The sequence below is a fragment of the Streptomyces avidinii genome (genome assembly GCF_045161815.1).
In the GTDB taxonomy this organism is placed as follows: Bacteria; Actinomycetota; Actinomycetes; order Streptomycetales; family Streptomycetaceae; genus Streptomyces; species Streptomyces avidinii.
In genome coordinates, this window is record NZ_CP108863.1 from 6,765,316 (window position 1) to 6,781,306 (window position 15,991).

Annotated in this window: 15 protein-coding genes; 8 read left to right on the forward strand and 7 right to left on the reverse strand. The window is 73.0% G+C overall.

Annotated features, from left to right (window positions below):
- The first annotated feature begins 14 nt into the window (after positions 1-14).
- The 3 genes from OG373_RS30530 (at position 15) to OG373_RS30540 (ending at position 4,570) form a co-directional block, all read left to right on the forward strand.
- A complete protein-coding gene (locus OG373_RS30530; protein WP_405441540.1) occupies positions 15-914 on the forward strand; it encodes a diacylglycerol kinase in 900 nt (299 codons plus the stop codon).
- Positions 915-960: 46 nt separating this feature from the next.
- Positions 961-3,801: a DEAD/DEAH box helicase gene (locus OG373_RS30535; RefSeq protein WP_405441542.1), complete on the forward strand. Its 2,841-nt coding sequence runs from the start codon at positions 961-963 to the stop codon at positions 3,799-3,801.
- Between the two features lie 91 nt (positions 3,802-3,892).
- Positions 3,893-4,570, forward strand: a complete 678-nt coding sequence (locus OG373_RS30540; RefSeq protein ID WP_405441544.1) for a helix-turn-helix domain-containing protein — start codon at positions 3,893-3,895, stop codon at positions 4,568-4,570.
- Positions 4,571-4,759: 189 nt separating this feature from the next.
- Here OG373_RS30540 and OG373_RS30545 read toward each other — a convergent pair whose 3' ends face one another.
- The 4 genes from OG373_RS30545 to OG373_RS30560 form a co-directional block, all read right to left on the reverse strand.
- A complete protein-coding gene (locus tag OG373_RS30545) occupies positions 4,760-5,731 on the reverse strand; it encodes a pseudouridine synthase (RefSeq protein ID WP_405441545.1) in 972 nt (323 codons plus the stop codon).
- Positions 5,732-5,756: 25 nt separating this feature from the next.
- Positions 5,757-7,301: a serine hydrolase gene (locus OG373_RS30550; RefSeq protein ID WP_405441547.1), complete on the reverse strand. Its 1,545-nt coding sequence runs from the start codon at positions 7,299-7,301 to the stop codon at positions 5,757-5,759.
- A gap of 161 nt (positions 7,302-7,462) precedes the next feature.
- Positions 7,463-8,302 (reverse strand): siderophore-interacting protein, encoded by an 840-nt coding sequence (locus OG373_RS30555; RefSeq protein ID WP_405441548.1) that lies wholly within the window; start codon positions 8,300-8,302, stop codon positions 7,463-7,465.
- 48 nt (positions 8,303-8,350) lie between these two features.
- Positions 8,351-9,256, reverse strand: coding sequence for a 5'-3' exonuclease H3TH domain-containing protein (locus OG373_RS30560; protein WP_397738039.1), 906 nt, complete (start codon positions 9,254-9,256; stop codon positions 8,351-8,353).
- 328 nt (positions 9,257-9,584) lie between these two features.
- Here OG373_RS30560 and OG373_RS30565 point away from each other — a divergent pair, with 328 nt between their 5' ends.
- Genes OG373_RS30565 through OG373_RS30575 form a run of 3 tightly spaced genes read left to right on the forward strand, consistent with a single transcriptional unit; the run spans position 9,585 to position 11,473 of the window.
- Positions 9,585-10,133, forward strand: a complete 549-nt coding sequence (locus OG373_RS30565; protein ID WP_397738041.1) for a helix-turn-helix domain-containing protein — start codon at positions 9,585-9,587, stop codon at positions 10,131-10,133.
- Positions 10,134-10,138: 5 nt separating this feature from the next.
- Complete coding sequence (locus tag OG373_RS30570; protein ID WP_405441550.1) at positions 10,139-10,858, forward strand: helical backbone metal receptor; 720 nt, start codon at positions 10,139-10,141, stop codon at positions 10,856-10,858.
- A gap of 18 nt (positions 10,859-10,876) precedes the next feature.
- Positions 10,877-11,473: a signal protein gene (locus OG373_RS30575; RefSeq protein WP_405441551.1), complete on the forward strand. Its 597-nt coding sequence runs from the start codon at positions 10,877-10,879 to the stop codon at positions 11,471-11,473.
- A gap of 160 nt (positions 11,474-11,633) precedes the next feature.
- Here the strand turns inward: OG373_RS30575 and OG373_RS30580 are convergent, their stop codons facing one another.
- Positions 11,634-12,752 (reverse strand): TDT family transporter, encoded by a 1,119-nt coding sequence (locus OG373_RS30580; protein ID WP_405441552.1) that lies wholly within the window; start codon positions 12,750-12,752, stop codon positions 11,634-11,636.
- A 70-nt stretch (positions 12,753-12,822) separates the two neighbouring features.
- On the opposite strand from OG373_RS30580, the gene OG373_RS30585 reads away from it, so the two are divergent.
- Entirely contained in the window at positions 12,823-13,746 is a 924-nt protein-coding gene (locus OG373_RS30585; RefSeq protein ID WP_397737952.1) for a LysR family transcriptional regulator, read from the forward strand.
- Between the two features lie 162 nt (positions 13,747-13,908).
- The gene (locus tag OG373_RS30590; RefSeq protein WP_405441555.1) at positions 13,909-14,259 is read left to right on the forward strand and encodes a hypothetical protein; all 351 of its coding nucleotides are present in this window, start codon (positions 13,909-13,911) and stop codon (positions 14,257-14,259) included.
- A 74-nt stretch (positions 14,260-14,333) separates the two neighbouring features.
- On the opposite strand, the gene OG373_RS30595 is transcribed toward OG373_RS30590, so the two are convergent.
- Both OG373_RS30595 and OG373_RS30600 read right to left on the reverse strand, forming a co-directional pair.
- Positions 14,334-15,143, reverse strand: a complete 810-nt coding sequence (locus OG373_RS30595; protein WP_405441556.1) for a hypothetical protein — start codon at positions 15,141-15,143, stop codon at positions 14,334-14,336.
- A gap of 103 nt (positions 15,144-15,246) precedes the next feature.
- Positions 15,247-15,954 (reverse strand): gamma-glutamyl-gamma-aminobutyrate hydrolase family protein, encoded by a 708-nt coding sequence (locus OG373_RS30600; RefSeq protein ID WP_397737958.1) that lies wholly within the window; start codon positions 15,952-15,954, stop codon positions 15,247-15,249.
- Positions 15,955-15,991: the final 37 nt, after the last annotated feature.

The following is a 15,991-nucleotide window of genomic DNA, read 5'->3' on the forward strand; positions in this document are numbered from 1 at the left end:
GTACATTCCCCCGGGTGAGTCACGAGGTCACCCTTTTCGTCAATCCCACCGCGGGACGCGGCCGGGGCGCGCACGCCGCGCAGCCGGCCGCTTCTGCTGTCCGGGCGGCCGGTTTCTCCGTACGGACCGTCGTGGGCACCGACGCACCGGACGCGCTGGCCCGGCTGACCACCGCCGTCCGTGAGGGCACCGCCGCGGTGATCGCGGTGGGCGGCGACGGGATGGTCTCCCTGGCGCTCCAGGCCCTGGCGGGGACCCCGGTGCCGCTCGGGGTGGTCGCGGTGGGCACCGGCAACGACTTCGCGCGGGCGATGGGGCTGCCCGTGCGGGAGCCGGCCCGGGCCGGACGGCTGGCCGCCGAAGCCGTCAAGGAGGGCCGCGTCCGGGAGATCGACCTGGGCCGGGTGGGCGGCGCCGACCGTGCGCAGTGGTTCGGGACCGTGCTGTGCTCCGGCTTCGACTCGCGGGTCAACGACCGGGGCAACCGGATGCGGCTGCCGGCCGGCCGCTTCAAGTACGACCTGGCGATGATCGCGGAGCTGGCCGCCTTCCGGCCGTTCCCGTACCGGATCACCCTGGACGACGGCCCGGTGATCGAGACCGAGGCCACGCTGGTGGCCGTCGGCAACGGCTCCTCCTACGGCGGGGGCATGCGCATCTGCGCGGACGCCGTGCCCGACGACGGTCTCTTCGACATCACGGTGGTCGGCGACTGCAGCCGGACCACCCTGCTCAAGGTGTTCCCGCAGGTCTACCGGGGCCGGCACCTGGGCCACCCGAAGGTGACCGTCCACCGGGCCCGGAAGATCACCCTGGCGGCGGCGGGCCTGACCGCGTACGCGGACGGCGAGCCAATGGGGGTGCTGCCGGTGACCGCCGAGTGCGTTCCCCGGGCCGTCCGGCTGCTCACTTAAATGATCGCGACTGTTGTCAGAGGTGGCGGGTAGGCTCGACAGCAAGATGACCGAAGAACTCTCACCCGCCGAGCGGTACGCCGCTGCCCGGATCCGCGCCGCCGAAGAGGCCTCCGCCCTGGCCCCCTTCCGCGAGATGTACGAATTCGATCTGGACCCGTACCAGGTCGAAGCCTGCAAGGCGCTGGAGGCCGGCAAAGGCGTCCTCGTCGCCGCCCCGACCGGTTCGGGCAAGACCATCGTCGGCGAGTTCGCCGTGCACCTGGCCCTCCAGCAGGGCCGCAAGTGCTTCTACACGACGCCGATCAAGGCCCTGTCGAACCAGAAGTTCGCCGACCTCGTCAAGCGCTACGGCGCCGACAAGGTGGGCCTGCTGACGGGCGACAACAGCGTCAACTCCGAGGCACCGGTGGTCGTGATGACCACCGAGGTGCTCCGCAACATGCTGTACGCGGGCTCCCAGTCGCTGCTCGGCCTCGGCTACGTCGTGATGGACGAGGTCCACTACCTCTCCGACCGGTTCCGCGGGGCCGTCTGGGAGGAAGTGATCATCCACCTCCCCGCGTCGGTGACCCTGGTCTCCCTTTCGGCCACCGTGTCCAACGCCGAGGAGTTCGGCGACTGGCTGGACACCGTGCGCGGGGACACCGAGGTGATCGTCTCCGAGGAGCGGCCCGTACCGCTGTGGCAGCACGTCATGGCCGGCCGACGGATCTACGACCTCTTCGAGGAGGAGTCCGACCACGGCGGCCGCGGCTCCGCGCGCCGGGAGGTCAATCCCGACCTGCTGCGCATGGCGCGCGAGGAGAACAGCCGCACCTACAGTCCGAAGGACCGGCGGCGCGGCAAGATGGTCCGCGAGGCCGACCGCGAGCGCGAGCGGCGCTCCCGCGGCCGGATCTGGACCCCGTCCCGCCCCGAGGTCATCGCCCGCCTCGACAATGACGGGCTGCTGCCCGCCATCAACTTCATCTTCAGCCGGGCCGGCTGCGAGGCCGCGGTCCAGCAGTGCCTCTTCGCGGGCCTGCGGCTGAACGACGAATCCGCGCGGCTCAAGGTCCGCGAGATCGTCGAGGCGCGCACCGCCTCCATCCCCACCGAGGACCTGCACGTCCTCGGGTACTACGAGTGGCTCGAAGGGCTGGAGCGCGGCATCGCCGCGCACCACGCGGGCATGCTGCCCACCTTCAAGGAGGTCGTGGAGGAGCTCTTCGTACGCGGCCTGGTCAAGGCCGTCTTCGCCACGGAGACCCTGGCGCTGGGCATCAACATGCCCGCGCGCACGGTGATCCTGGAGAAGCTGGTCAAGTGGAACGGCGAGCAGCACGCCGACATCACCCCCGGCGAGTACACGCAGCTGACCGGCCGGGCCGGGCGGCGCGGCATCGACGTCGAGGGCCACGCGGTGGTGCTCTGGCAGCGCGGCATGGACCCGGCGGGGCTCGCCGGGCTCGCGGGTACCCGTACCTATCCGCTGCGCTCCAGCTTCAAGCCGTCCTACAACATGGCCGTGAACCTGGTCAGCCAGTTCGGGCGGCACCGCTCGCGCGAGCTGCTGGAGACCTCCTTCGCGCAGTTCCAGGCCGACCGCTCGGTCGTCGGGATCTCCCGGCAGGTGCAGCGCAACGAGGAGGGCCTGGAGGGCTACCAGGAGGGCATGACCTGCCACCTGGGGAACTTCGAGGAGTACGCGCAGCTGCGCCGTGACCTCAAGGACCGCGAGACGGACCTGGCCAAGCAGGGCGCCGCGCAGCGCCGGGTGCAGGCGGCCGGTTCGCTGGAGAAGCTCAAGCCGGGCGACATCATCCACGTACCGACGGGCAAGTTCGCCGGGCTCGCGCTGGTCCTGGACCCGGGCGTGCCGGCCGGACGGGTCAACGGACACCGCGGGCACGAGTACGCCGAGGGCCCGCGCCCGCTGGTGCTCACCGCCGAGCGGCAGGTCAAGCGGCTCGCCGCGATCGACTTCCCGGTTCCGGTCGAGGCCATCGACCGGATGCGGATCCCCAAGACCTTCAACGCGCGCTCGCCGCAGTCCCGCCGGGACCTGGCGTCCCAACTGCGGACCAAGGCCGGGCACATCGCGCCGGAGCGGCGGAGCCGCGGCCGGGCCGCGGCCGCCGACGACCGTGAGATCGCCCGGCTGCGCAGCGAGTTGCGGGCGCACCCCTGCCACGGCTGCGACGAACGCGAGGACCACGCCCGCTGGGCGGAGCGCTACCACCGGCTCAAGCGGGACACCCAGCAGCTGGAGCGGCGGATCGAGGGCCGGACGAACACCATCGCCCGCACCTTCGACCGGATCCACGCACTGCTGACCGAGCTGGACTACCTGCGCGAGGACGAGGTCACCGTCCACGGCAAGCGGCTCGCCCGGCTGTACGGGGAGCTGGACCTGCTGGCCTCCGAATGCCTGCGGGCCAGGGTGTGGGAGGGCCTCAGCCCGGCCGAACTGGCGGCCTGCGTATCGGCATTGGTCTTCGAGGCACGCCAGTCCGACGACGCGGTCGCACCGAAGGTGCCGGGCGGCGCGGCGAAGGAGGCGCTGGCGGAGATGGTCCGGATCTGGGGCCGGCTCGACGCGCTGGAGGAGGAGCACCGCATCAACCAGGCGGAGGGCGTGGGCCAGCGCGAGCCGGACCTCGGCTTCGCGTGGGCGGTGTACCAGTGGGCCTCCGACAAGAGTCTGGACGAGGTGCTGCGCGAGGCGGAGATGCCGGCCGGTGACTTCGTGCGCTGGTGCAAGCAGGTCATCGACGTGCTCGGGCAGGTCGCGGCGGCCGCTCCGGCGGCCTCCGGGGACAGCGGGAGCACGGTGGCCCGCAATGCCCGCAAGGCCGTGGACGCGCTGCTTCGGGGAGTAGTGGCCTACAGCTCCGTCGGCTAGGCGGATTTGGGCCTTCCTCCGAGAGCGGGACCGGCTTGATCTGATCTCTTGCCATGATCGTATCGGCGTGCTCTGTGCGACGATCGATGTCATGAGTGGGGGAGCGGGCGATGGTCCGAAACGGGTCGGTCGGCCACGTGCCGACCGGCTGAGACCGGACAGCGGCCGGCCGCCGCGCGAGGAACTCCTCTGCGCGGCGGCCGAGCTCTTCACCGCCCGGGGATACGCGGCGACCACCACCCGGGCCGTCGCCGAACGGGCCGGGATGCGCCAGGCCACGATGTACCACTACTTCGGAGGCAAGGAGGAACTCCTCGCCGAGTTGCTGGAGTCCACCGTCGCACCCTCGCTGGTGCTGGCCCGGCAGCTGCTCGCCGACGGCGGGCGGTCCGCCGCGCGGCGGCTGTGGGAGCTGTGCCGCTCCGATGTGCTGCTGCTGTGCGGGGGACCCTACAACCTGGGGGCGCTCTATCTGCTGCCCGAGGTGGGCGGTGCGCGCTTCACACGGTTCCACCGGATGCGCCGGGAACTCAAGGACGCCTACCGGGTGCTGCTCGCCGGGACCCGGGTCGGCGCCGAACTGGCCGGGGACCGGGCGGGGCTGACGCTCCGGGGAGACCTGGTCTTCGGACTCATCGAGGGCGTCATGCTGGTCCACCGCGCGGATCCGGCGCGGCCGGTGGTGGCCTTCGCCGAGGCCACGGCCGACGCGGCGCTGCGGATCGCGGGCGTCGGCCTCCCCCCGGGACACCCCGTAGGCCCTGGCTAGTGCTGTGACCGGAAAGGTCCACCGGGTCGCGACGCCCGGCACGGCACCTCGCCGCGTTGTCGGACCACGGAAGTACGTCCAGTACGGCCCGCGGCCCTCCGCCTTGCGATGCTTCCCCCAGGCCCTGCGGGCCTGGGGAGACCCCATGCACCGGACGCCGCGACCCGGCAAACCTTTCCGGTCACAGCACTAGCCTCCGGCTCCGGCCTCCCAGCCCGTGCGGTCGTCCCAGGCCTGGAGGGTGCGGCGGCTCTCGAAGCGGTGCGCGGCTCCGGTCACCGGGTCGGTGAACGCCAGCACCCGGGACAGGAGTTGCAGGGGCCGGCGGTAGTCGTCCGGGGCCGGATCCGTGACCTGCGGATACACCGGGTCGCCCAGGATGGGCAGGCCCAGACTGTTCATGTGGACGCGCAGCTGGTGGGTACGGCCGGTGTGCGGGGTCAGCCGGTAGCGGGCCAGCCCCTCCCGCGCCTCGACGCATTCGACGAGGCTCTCGGCGTTGGGCTCGGCGCCGGGCACCTCGACCGCCGCGATGACCCCGCGGGCCTTCTCGATCCGGCTGCGGACGGTGCGCGGGAGGGTGCGGGCGAGCGCCGGATCGTGGGGTGCGAGGGCCTCGTACTCCTTGTGCACCTCGCGCCGCTGGAAGAGGAGCTGGTAGGCCCCGCGGTCCTCGGGCCGGATGCTGAACATCACCAGCCCCGCCGTCAGCCGGTCCAGGCGGTGCGCCGGGCTGAGCTCGGGCAGCTCCAGTTCCTCGCGGAGGCGGGCCAGGGCGGTCTCGGTGATGTGGCTGCCGCGCGGGGTGGTCGCCAGGAAGTGCGGCTTGTCCACGACCAGCAGGTGCGGGTCCCGGTGGACGACGGAGATCGGGAACGGCACCCGCGGCTCCGGCTCGATGTCCCGGTGGAACCAGAGGTAGGCGCCCGGCTCGTACGGATCCCCGGCGCGCAGCACCTGCCCGCCGGGGCCGAGCACCCGCCCCGCGGCCAGCAGACGGGCGACGGAGTCGGCGCCGCGGGTGCCGGCGTAGCGCGCGGCGAGGTAGTCGCCGAGATCCGGCCACGCCCCCTCCGGGTCGGGCGGCAGCCGCAGCCGGACCGGGTCGATGCCGGCGCGCTGGGGGAGGGGCGAGGGGGGTGGCGGGGCTTTGCGTCTCATTGCAGGACAGGCTATGCGGCACGGCCTAGGGCCGGGTGAAGGTGCCCAGGTGCTCGGCGTCGAGGTACTCGATGCGCAGGGTGCCGTCGGCGAAGATCGCCCCGGTGCGGCCGACCGCGTTCTCGCCCGCAGTCACGAAGCTGAAGGTGTCCCCGTCGTAGTGGGTGAGCGGGAAGCGCAGGGGCTTCGGGCCGAGGGCGAGGGTGAGCGCGCCCTTGTCGTCGGCGGTCACGGTGGCCTTGCCGTAGTAGGGGTTGTCGTAGCTGCCGGTGTACGCGGCGCTGTCGCGGGCCGGCTTCGCGCCGGCGGGCGGGTGGGCGTAGTCGGTGGTCGAACCGCCCGGGGGTTCGAGGGCCTTGGCGTAGGCGGAGCCGGCCAGTGCGAGCCAGTCGGTGGACACCTTGCCGTGCTCGGCGTAGTCGAAGAAGTCCAGGGCCACGGCGTCGGGCAGGCCGACGGGGGCGCCGTTGGTCAGTACGACGATGCCGAGCTGCTCCAGGGGGAGCATGGTGACATTGGTGTTGGCGCCGAGCTCGAAGGCGCCGGAGTGGCTCAGGCGCAGGCGGCCGGCGCTGTCGTAGCCGACGTTCCAGCCCAGACCGTAGAAGCTGGTGGTGCCGATGGCGTTGGTCGGCTGCGACACGATTTCGGGCAGGTGGGTGCGGGCGAGGGTGTCGGCGGGGATGATCCGCTTTCCGTCGAGGGTGCCGCCGGCCAGTTGCAGGCGCAGCCAGCGGGCCATGTCGGTGGCGGTGGAGCTGACGCCGCCGGCCGGGGCCTGGGCGTCCGGGTCGCGGACGAAGCGGGGGCTCCAGGTGCCGTCGGGGCTCTTGACGTGGGTGGCGGCGCGGTCGGGGGCGTCCACGAACGCGGAGAACTCGGTGCTGGTACGGGTCATGCCGGCGGGCTTGAAGAGGGTGTCCGCGCTGAGCTTCTGCCAGCTGGTGCCCTGGGCGCGGGCGACGGCCTCGGCAGCCGCGGTGAGGCCGAAGTTGGTGTAGGCGTAGCTCGCGCGGAACGGACTCAGAGGTTCCAGGCGCAGGTGGTCGAGGATGTACGCCTGGTCGTAGCCGAGGTCTTCGAGCAGGTCGCCGGCGTGGTCGGGAAGGCCGCTGCGGTGGGAGAACAGATCGGCGGTCGTGACGTGGTCGGTGACCCAGGGGTCCTTGAGGGAGAACCCGGGCAGCTCGGTGCGGCTGTCCCACTCGGCGGGGTCGGTGAGGGTGCCGGCCACGACCGTGGAGGACACGGGCTTGGACAGCGAGGCGATCTGGAAGACGGTGTCCGGGCCGACCTTGGCGCTCTCGCCGGTCCTGCGCAGCCCGTAGCCCTTGATGTGGACGACCTTGTCGTCGTGGACGACGGCCACGGAGACGCCGGGGACGCCGGTGCGGCGCATCATGTCCTCGACGGTGCGGTCGAGGCGGGCGACGGCCTTGTCGACGGCGGCGTCCGTGATCTGGGGTTTCGGGGCGGGGGGCGGGGTGGGCGCGGCCGTGGCCGTGAAGCCGGCCGCCGCGGTGAGGAGCACCGCGGCCCCTGCTGCCCCGAGCGACGGGAGCGTACGCATGGAGCCATTGTCCTGCCGGGGGGCGTGGAGCGCGCGGCGCCGTTGCCGGGGGCGCTGCCCCGCCCCCGGGCCCCCGCGCCTCGAACGCCGGCGGGCCGAGGGGGCGCCGGTGCGGCCGGGTGGGAGGGGCGGGGGTGGTTGCGGCGGGCGGGGCGAAACCTTTACGCGGCTGCGCGGTGCTCCTGTTCGGCCTCCACCGAGGCGTTCCAGTCGCGCTTGATCGCGCGCCAGCCCTCGTCCGTCTCGCCCAGGCGCCAGTAGCCCGAGATCGACAGCCGTTCGCGCGGGATGCCGCGCTCCATGCGGAGGTGACGGCGGAGGTCCTTGACGAAGCCGGCCTCGCCGTGGACGAAGGCGTGGACGTCCGCGGAGGGGAACTCCAGGGAGGTGACCGCCTCCACGAGCGCCTCGCCGACCGGGCGGTCACCACGGTGCAGCCAGATCGGCACGAGGCCGTCCGGGGTGGCGATCTTCAGCTCGTCGTCCGGGCCGTCGATCTCCACGATGGCGTGGACCCGCGCGCCCGCCGGCATCCGTTCCATCGCGGCGGCGATCGCCGGCAGCGCGCTCTCGTCGCCCACCAGGAGGTGCCAGTCGGCCACCGGGTCCGGGGCGTAGGCGCCGCCCGGGCCGAGGAAGCGTACGAGCTCGCCCGGCTGGACCCGCGCCGCCCAGGGGCCGGCGAGGCCCTCGTCGCCGTGAACGACGAAGTCGAGGGTCAGCTCCAGGTGCGTGGGGTCCCAGCTCCGTACCGTGTACGCGCGCTGGCGCGGCCACTGCGCCCGGGGAAAGTCGGCGCGGATCCGTTCAAGGTCCCACGGGGCGGGGTAGGTCACGCCCGCCGGCGCGAACAGCAGCTTGACGTAATGGTCGGTGTACTCGCCCACGCCGAACTCCCGGAGGCCCTCACCGCCCAGCACGAGCCGCACCATGTGCGGCGAAAGCCGCTCGGTGCGTACGACGACGGCGGTGCCGACGGTGCGGGCGCGTCCTTCTGCCACGGTGACTCCCCTGCCTCCATGAAACTTAGCCTTACCTAAGTTATCACCTCACGGGCGCAGCACGCTGCTCAGGCGAGCGACAGCGCCTCCCAGACCCCACCGATGGGCTAGCGCATCCACCAGTTCGGGCTGCGCCGGGGCGCTCGGAAGGGCCGGATCGAATGCCGGCAGCGGGACGTCCGAGGCCACCTGGACCACCTTCGGAGCCACCGCCAGATACGGCCGGGACTCGTCGAGCCGCTTGCGCTGGGTGGGGGTCAGCTTCGACTTCGGGTCGTCGATCGCCGCGATGATCCCGGCCAGGTCGCCGTAGGCGTCGAGGAGTTTGGCGGCCGTCTTCTCGCCGATGCCGGGGACGCCCGGCAGGCCGTCGCTCGGGTCACCGCGCAGCAGCGCCAGGTCCGCGTAACCGGGACCGTCCACCCCGTACTTCTCGCGGAGCCACGCCTCGTCCGTCACCTGGAGGGTGCCCACGCCCTTGAGCGGGTACAGGACGCGGCGCCGGCGGGCGTCGTCCACCAACTGGTAGAGGTCGCGGTCACCGGTGACGATGTCCACCGGTCCTCCAGCGCGGGCGGTTAGCGTACCGATCACGTCGTCCGCCTCGTATCCGGCGACGCCCACCCGGGCGATGCCGAAGGCGTCCAGCGCCGCCTCGATGATCGGGACCTGCGGGGCGAGGGTGTCGGGGGTCTCCTCGACGTCGGGTCCGCTCTCGGTCTCCTCGGCGACCCGGTGGGCCTTGTACGAAGGGATCAGTTCCACCCGCCAGTGCGGCCGCCAGTCGGCGTCCATGCAGGCCACCAGATCGTCCGGCCGGTGGTCCTGGACGAGTCGGCCGATGAAGTCGAGCAGGCCGCGCACGGCGTTGACCGGGGTGCCGTCGGGTGCCTTCACCGAGTCCGGCACACCGAAGTAGGCGCGGTAGTAGAGGGAGGCGGTGTCCAGGAGCATCAGGCGTCGTGTCGTCACGGAGTCGATGATGCCGCAACGCACCGCGGCGGATGTCTCGGCCGCCGGGACACCCCGCCCCGCGACGGACAGTGAGCGCACCGGTACGGGAAGACCCGTGCGGGCGAAACCGGAGGCGGTTGCTGCGTAAGGTGCTTACAGCACACCGATGTGCGACAGACATGGGGAGGGCAGCCCCGACATGAACGACAGGGACGGCACCGACGGCACCGATGGCACGGACGGCACGACCGGCGCGGACGGCCTGAACGGCAAGCCGAACGACAGGGACGACAAGAGCAGGGACAAGGACGGCAAGGAGCCGCTGCGGGTGGGCGTTGCCGTGCGCAAGCGGCGCCGCGCGCTGCACCTCACGCTCGCCGCCGTGTCGGCGCGCAGCGGCCTGTCGGTGCCCTTCCTGAGCCAGATAGAGAACGAGCGGGCCCGGCCCAGCATGCGGTCCCTGGAGCGGGTCGCGGACGCGCTGGAGACCACGGCCGTCGAACTGCTGGCCGCCTCCGACACCGCGCGCACGGTGAACCTCGTCCGGGCCGGTGACGCCTCCGGTCTCACCCCTATCCCGGGCGTACGGCCCCTCGTGCGCGGGCACCACCAGCTGCACGCCATGGAGTTCACCGGGGACCAGGACGCCGGACGCGAGTACCAGCACCGCAACGACGAACTGATGTACGTCGTCGAGGGCGCCTGCCAGGTCGAGGCGGAGGGCCGGGCGTACCGGCTGGAGAGCGGGGACGCGCTGTTCCTGTCGGGAGGAGTGCGCCACCGCTGGCGGGCGGTCACCGAGGACACCCGGATCCTGGTCGTCGCGGTCGGCGAGCACATCCACGCGACCTCCGAGCCCCCGTCGCCGGGACATTGAGCGGCGTGCGGCGGATCGTCTCGCTGGTGCCCTCGCTGACCGAGGCGGTGGCGGTGAGCGCGCCGGGAGCACTGGTCGGGGTCACCGACTGGTGCACGCACCCGGAGGACCTCGGGGAGGCGGTGCGGATCGGCGGGACGAAGAATCCCGACGTGCGGCGCATCGCGGAGCTCCGGCCCGACCTGGTGATCGCCAACGAGGAGGAGAACCGGGCCCCCGACCTGGCGGCGCTGCGCGCGGCCGGGGTGGAGGTGCTGGTCACCGAGGTCCGGGACCTGCCGCAGGCGCTGCGGGAGCTGGACCGGGTGCTCGTGGGGGTACTGGGTCTGGCGCGGCCGGGATGGCTGGCCGACGCGGAGCGCGCATGGGCCGCGGTGGAGCCGGCCGACGTGCGCACCGCCTTCGTACCGATCTGGCGGCGGCCGTGGATGGTGCTGGGCCGGGACACCTTCGCGGGGGACCTGCTGGCGCGGCTCGGGATCCGTAACGTCTACGCCGGACACCCGGAGCGGTACCCCCGGGTGCCGTTGGAGGAGCTCGCGGCGGCCGGCTGCGATCTGGTGGTGCTCCCGGACGAGCCGTACCGCTTCACGGCCGAGGACGGTCCGGAGGCCTTCCCGGACCTGCCCGCCGCCCTGGTCGGCGGCCGCCACCTCACCTGGTACGGACCCTCCCTGGCCGAGGCCCCGCAGCTGCTGGCGAAGGCCCTGCGCGCGGCCCGCTGAGCGACGTACCCTCCGGGGATGCGTAGAGGAAGATCATTAATTCTGCTTGCGGCGACGGCCCTGCTGGCCGGAGCCTGCGCGGCCCCCGAGGCCGACCCCCGCCGGCCGCCGCCCGGCATCGGCGAGCTCAGCACCGGCGAGCTCCAGAGCCGGTGGTGGAGCTGGGCCGCCTCCAGTCCGGCCGGCTCCAATCCGGTGGCCGACCCGGACGGCAGCTTCTGTGCCGAGAACCAGCCCGCCGACACCTGGTACCTCGCGGGCACCTTCGGAGGCCGGGCCGAGCGCAGGTGCTCGATCCCCAAGGGGCGGCCGGTGGTCCTTCCGGTGCTCAACTTCATCGGTACGAAGGCCGAGTGCGCGGCGCGGCTGGCCGAGGCGCAGGGCACCGTCGTGTGGGGCCGGACCGACGTGGCGGTGGAGCGCATCGAGCCCACCACCATCCGGATCAAGGGTGTCGAGGGCAACCCGCTGACCCGGAAGGCGGGGACGGTGACCACGTACGGCTGCGGGTTGTGGGTGCGGCTGGGGCCCGTCTGGGACTCGGGCCCCCTGACCGTCGAGGGCTCGGCGGGATCCTTCTCCGTCTCGGTCACCTACGACCTCCAGGTCGGCTAGGCCGTCTCTTTCGGATCTTGTCGGCCGAGTCCGCGGCGTCCGGTGCCGTGCCCGGCAAGGCGGAGGGGCGCCCTTGTACTGGACGTACTCGGGCGCACCGACAACGCGGCCGGGTGCGGTGCCGGGCGTCGCGGGCCCGGCAAGATCCGGAAGAGACGGCCTAGCCGGCGAGCAGCCGACCGCTGAAGAGGCCGCGCAGGGTGTGGGCCGCCGCCAGGAGCCAGGCGGTCAGCAGGGCGAGGAAGAGGGCGGTGGCGAGCCAGGCGAAGGCGGTCAGGCCGGTGTGGTGGGCCAGGCCGGTGGCGCCGGTGACGCAGGTGCCGACGGGGAAGGTCAGGGCCCACCAGGTCATCGCGAACCCCATGCCGCCCCGGGCCGCCCGGACCAGCATGGCCACGGCCAGGGCCAGCCACAGCAGCGCGAAACCCATCACGGGGACCCCGTAGATCACGGCGAAGGCGCCCAGTGCGCCCGCGTAGGTGCCGTCGATCGACTGGGGGGCGACATCGGCGAGCTGGTTGACGGCGGTGGTGGACTGGCCGAGGGGGCCGAGGACCAGGAACAGGGTGGGGGTCAGGATCAGCGGCAGCGGACCGCCCACCAGCAGGCGCCCGAAGATCAGGGGGAGCATCAACAGGGTCGCGAGCAGGCTGATGCCGAACATGGCGTAGCAGGCGAGCAGCAGGGCCTCGCGGGGCTGACCGGCCGGCAGGTGGGGTATCAGCAGCGGGCCCACGGCGGCGGAGACCATGGGAGCGACCAGGGGGAGCAGCCAGACGGGAGTGGCCTGCCCGGGCTCCACCTTGTGCCGTACGACCATCAGGTAGGGCACGGCCACGGCCATGACCAGGCCGATGGCGGTACCGGCGGTGAAGAGCACGGCGTCCACGGCGACGGCGGCGCCGGTCCCGATGAGGTCCTTGCCGACGATGAGGGTGCCGCCGCCGACGGCCAGCAGCGCCATCGAGAGGCACCCGTAGAACGGGGCGACGGCCGGGTCCAGGAGGTGCGCGCGGGCCTGGTCGCGGTGGTGGAGCCAGTGCCCGGCGCGGGCGGTGAGCAGCACGGCGAGAACGGCGGCGGACAGCGCCCAGACGAGCTGGCAGGCCACGCGCTGGCCGGGGAGCTGGTACGGGAGGGTCGCGCCGGCGTTGGCGACGATCGCCGTGCCCATGACGCAGGCGTACCAGTTGGGGCCGAGGTGCCGCAGCGCGGGGGCCTTGTGGGCCCGGACTGCGGGGGTGAGGGGGGTGCGGGATCGCACGAGGGTGGTGGCCATGGACCCAGCCTCGCGCCGGGGAGGACGGGGCGGCAGAGGCCATCTCCCTATGAGGCCATAAACTGATGTTATGGGTAATGAGGAGTGGGTTCCGCTGGCGCACCGGGTACCGGACCTGGGCGCGCTGGAACTGCTGCTCGCGGTCGCGCGGGTCGGCAGCCTGAGCGGCGCGGCCCGGCGGCTGGGCATCACCCAGCCCGCCGCGAGCAGCCGGATCCGGGCCATGGAGACCCGGCTCGGGGTGGCCCTGGTGGACCGCTCCCCGCGCGGCTCGACGCTGACGGCGGAGGGCGCGCTCGTCACCGACTGGGCCCGGCGGGTGGTGGAGGCGGCGGAGGCCTTCGACGCGGGGGCGCAGGCGCTGCGGGGGCGGCGGGACTCGCGGCTGCGGGTGGCCGCCAGCATGACCATCGCGGAGTACCTGCTGCCGGGCTGGCTGATCGCCCTGCGCGGGCAGCGGCCGGACACGGCGGTGTCCCTGCACGCCGGGAACTCGGCGGTGGTCGCCGAACGGGTCGTCGCGCACGAGGCGGACCTCGGCTTCGTGGAGGGGCTGACCGTGCCCGAGGGCCTGGACTCGGCGGTGATCGCGCAGGACCGCCTGGTGGTGGCGGTGGCTCCGGGCCACCCGTGGGCGCGCCGGGCCCGGGGGGTGGAGGCGGCGGAACTGGCCTCGACCCCGCTGATCCTGCGTGAGCGGGGCTCCGGGACGCGCCAGGTCCTGGACGCGGCGCTGGCCCCGGCCGGCGGGGTGGCCGTACCGCTGCTGGAACTGGCGTCGACCACCGCGGTGAAGGCGGCGGCGCTGAGCGGTGCGGGGCCGTGCGTACTGTCGGAGCTGGCGGTCGGGGACGAACTGCGCGGGCGGCGGCTGGTGGAGGTCCCGGTGGTGGGCGCGGCCCTCGACCGGGCCCTGCGGGCGGTCTGGCCGACGGGCTCCCGCCCCGCGGGCCCGGCACGTGACCTGCTGTCCCTGACGCACCGGCGCCTCTAGGCCGTCTCTTTCGGATCTTGCCGGGCCCGCAAGATCCGAAAGAGACGGCCTGGGCCCGGCTGGGCCGATCGGGCGAGGAGGGATCGATTCGGCGGTGGTCGGCCGGGGCACTGCGGGAAAGGTGGTGCCTGCACGTTTCGGCTCTCCCGAGGAGAACACCTGATGCGACTTCGCAACGCCGCCGTCGCCGCCTTCGGCGCCTTCACCCTCCTGCTGACCGTACCGACGTCGGCCTCGGCCGCGACGGGCGAGTTCCGGTACACGTACATCGGCCTCGACGGCAGCCCGCAGGTCGGGGTCATCGAGAACCCGGTGGGCCGGGAGTGCTTCACCCTGCCGGAGGTGCAGGACCCGGGGGCCGGCGCGCCCGCCCACTCGCCGCGCAACCGGACCGACGCGACGGCCACGGTGTTCACCGGGCCCGACTGCGAGGGCGACTACTTCACCCTGCGGCCGTTCACGGGCCGCGGTTCGGAGCGGCTGGAGCTCCGGTCGGTCGTCTTCAGCCACTGATGCAACTGGCAGCCACCGGTGACCGCTGACAGCCACTGACCGGCGTCGCGCCGAGGGACCGGTCGCGGAGGGCGTCAGGTGGATTCCTGGCCGCTCCGCGACCCGAGGGCCTTCGTCAGGAGCGAGCCCGCGACGATCAGGGCGACTCCCAGCCACCACATGTTGTCGAAGACGAGCACGGCGATCCCGATCGGGATCAGCAGGCCCGCCAGGGGCAGCAGCAGACCGGCCCAGTTCGTCGGTTCGGGTTCCTTCCCGGCGGCCGCGCGGGCGGCGCGGGCGCGGACGACGTCCGGATACCAGACGGTGAACTTCAGGGCGGCGACGATCGCCAGGACCTGGATGATCCAGCCGGTCCAGATGTTGTTCGGGTTGTGCAGGACGAGGTCCCCGTAGGCGCCCGCGGCGGCCGCCACCAGGAACGCGACGCCCCACGCGCCCGTGATCATGTAGTTGGTGCGCAGGAAGCCCCGGGTGTGCCAGAGCGACGGATCGACCTGCTCGCGGGCGTACTGCAGGGTGAAGGGCATCCGCACCGCCATCGAGCCGAAGGCGATCACGGCCAGCGCGATGTTGGAGACCTCGCCGGCGTACGTCTCCAGCCAGCGCCGTGTGCCCTCGCTCGCCAGGAGCCCGACGACGGCCATGGAGGCGAAGAACACCACGTCGGCGAGTTCCAGCAGCTTCCAGGACGTGCCCCGGTTGACCAGGCGGCTCACCGCGATCAGCGCGACGGCCGCGAGCAGTGCCAGCACGACCGCGAGCTCGAACCGTCCCGGGCCGACCAGCAGCGAGAAGATGATCCACGGCGCCATTCCGACGATCGGGTTCTCCAGGAACCCGGCCGCCGGGCGGGCTGCCGTGCCCTTCGGCCCGGTCCGCATCCTTCCAGCCTGCGCGCCCGGCGGGAGCCCGGCCAATCGTGCGCGGGGCCGCCGCCGGGTCGCGGCCGGGCCGCGGGGCCGGGGCCGGGCCGCGGGGCCGGGGTCAGCCCACCGGTACCGCGGTGCGGACGGAGGCCGCCTCGATCAGGGCGGACATCACCCGGGTGTCCGTGTCCCGCTCCGGGTGCCACTGGACACCCAGCACCCACCGCTCCGGGTCGGGCAGTTCGATCGCCTCCACCGTGCCGTCGACGGCGTGGGCCGAGACGACCAGGCCGCGGCCGAGCCGGTCGACGGCCTGGTGGTGGTAGGTCGGGACCTGCGCCTCCTGCGGCACCAGGTCCGCGTACCGGGTGCCGGGGACCGGGCGGACCGGGTGCCAGGAGGTGGCGCCCGGGGTCTCGAAGTGGCCGTCGATGTGCTGGATGAGCGTGCCCCCGAGGGCCACGTTGAGGGCCTGCATGCCCCGGCAGATGCCGAGGACGGGCAGGTCCGCCTCCAGTGCTGCCGTGATCAGGGCCAGCTCCCAGTGGTCGCGGACCGTGGCGGGAGCGCCCGTACGGGAGTCGCGCGCGGCTCCGTAGTGCACCGGGTCCAGGTCCGGGCCGCCCGCGACGACCAGGCCGTCCACCCGGCTCAGCACCTCCGCCGCCGACCCGGGTTCGTCCGGCGGGAGCAGCACGGCCGCGCCGCCCGCCGCCTGGACGAGTTCGTAGTACCCGGTCGGTACGAGGGATGTCGGGAGGTCCCACACCCCGTAGCGGGTGGAATCCTCGACGTAGGTGGTGATGCCGATGAGCGGCCTGGGCACGTTCGTTACCTCCAGCAGGGGGTAGGGCAGGGCAGGA

Bases quoted from the DNA above. Each gene is read 5' to 3' on its own strand.
- OG373_RS30585 (WP_397737952.1), top strand. From the start codon at position 12,823: ATGGGTAATGAGGAGTGGGTTCCGCTGGCGCACCGGGTACCGGACCTG.
- OG373_RS30595 (WP_405441556.1), bottom strand. From the start codon at position 15,143: ATGCGGACCGGGCCGAAGGGCACGGCAGCCCGCCCGGCGGCCGGGTTC.
- OG373_RS30535 (WP_405441542.1), top strand. From the start codon at position 961: ATGACCGAAGAACTCTCACCCGCCGAGCGGTACGCCGCTGCCCGGATC.
- OG373_RS30540 (WP_405441544.1), top strand. From the start codon at position 3,893: ATGAGTGGGGGAGCGGGCGATGGTCCGAAACGGGTCGGTCGGCCACGT.
- OG373_RS30545 (WP_405441545.1), bottom strand. From the start codon at position 5,731: ATGAGACGCAAAGCCCCGCCACCCCCCTCGCCCCTCCCCCAGCGCGCC.
- OG373_RS30550 (WP_405441547.1), bottom strand. From the start codon at position 7,301: ATGCGTACGCTCCCGTCGCTCGGGGCAGCAGGGGCCGCGGTGCTCCTC.
- OG373_RS30575 (WP_405441551.1), top strand. From the start codon at position 10,877: ATGCGTAGAGGAAGATCATTAATTCTGCTTGCGGCGACGGCCCTGCTG.
- OG373_RS30580 (WP_405441552.1), bottom strand. From the start codon at position 12,752: ATGGCCACCACCCTCGTGCGATCCCGCACCCCCCTCACCCCCGCAGTC.
- OG373_RS30560 (WP_397738039.1), bottom strand. From the start codon at position 9,256: ATGCTCCTGGACACCGCCTCCCTCTACTACCGCGCCTACTTCGGTGTG.
- OG373_RS30590 (WP_405441555.1), top strand. From the start codon at position 13,909: ATGCGACTTCGCAACGCCGCCGTCGCCGCCTTCGGCGCCTTCACCCTC.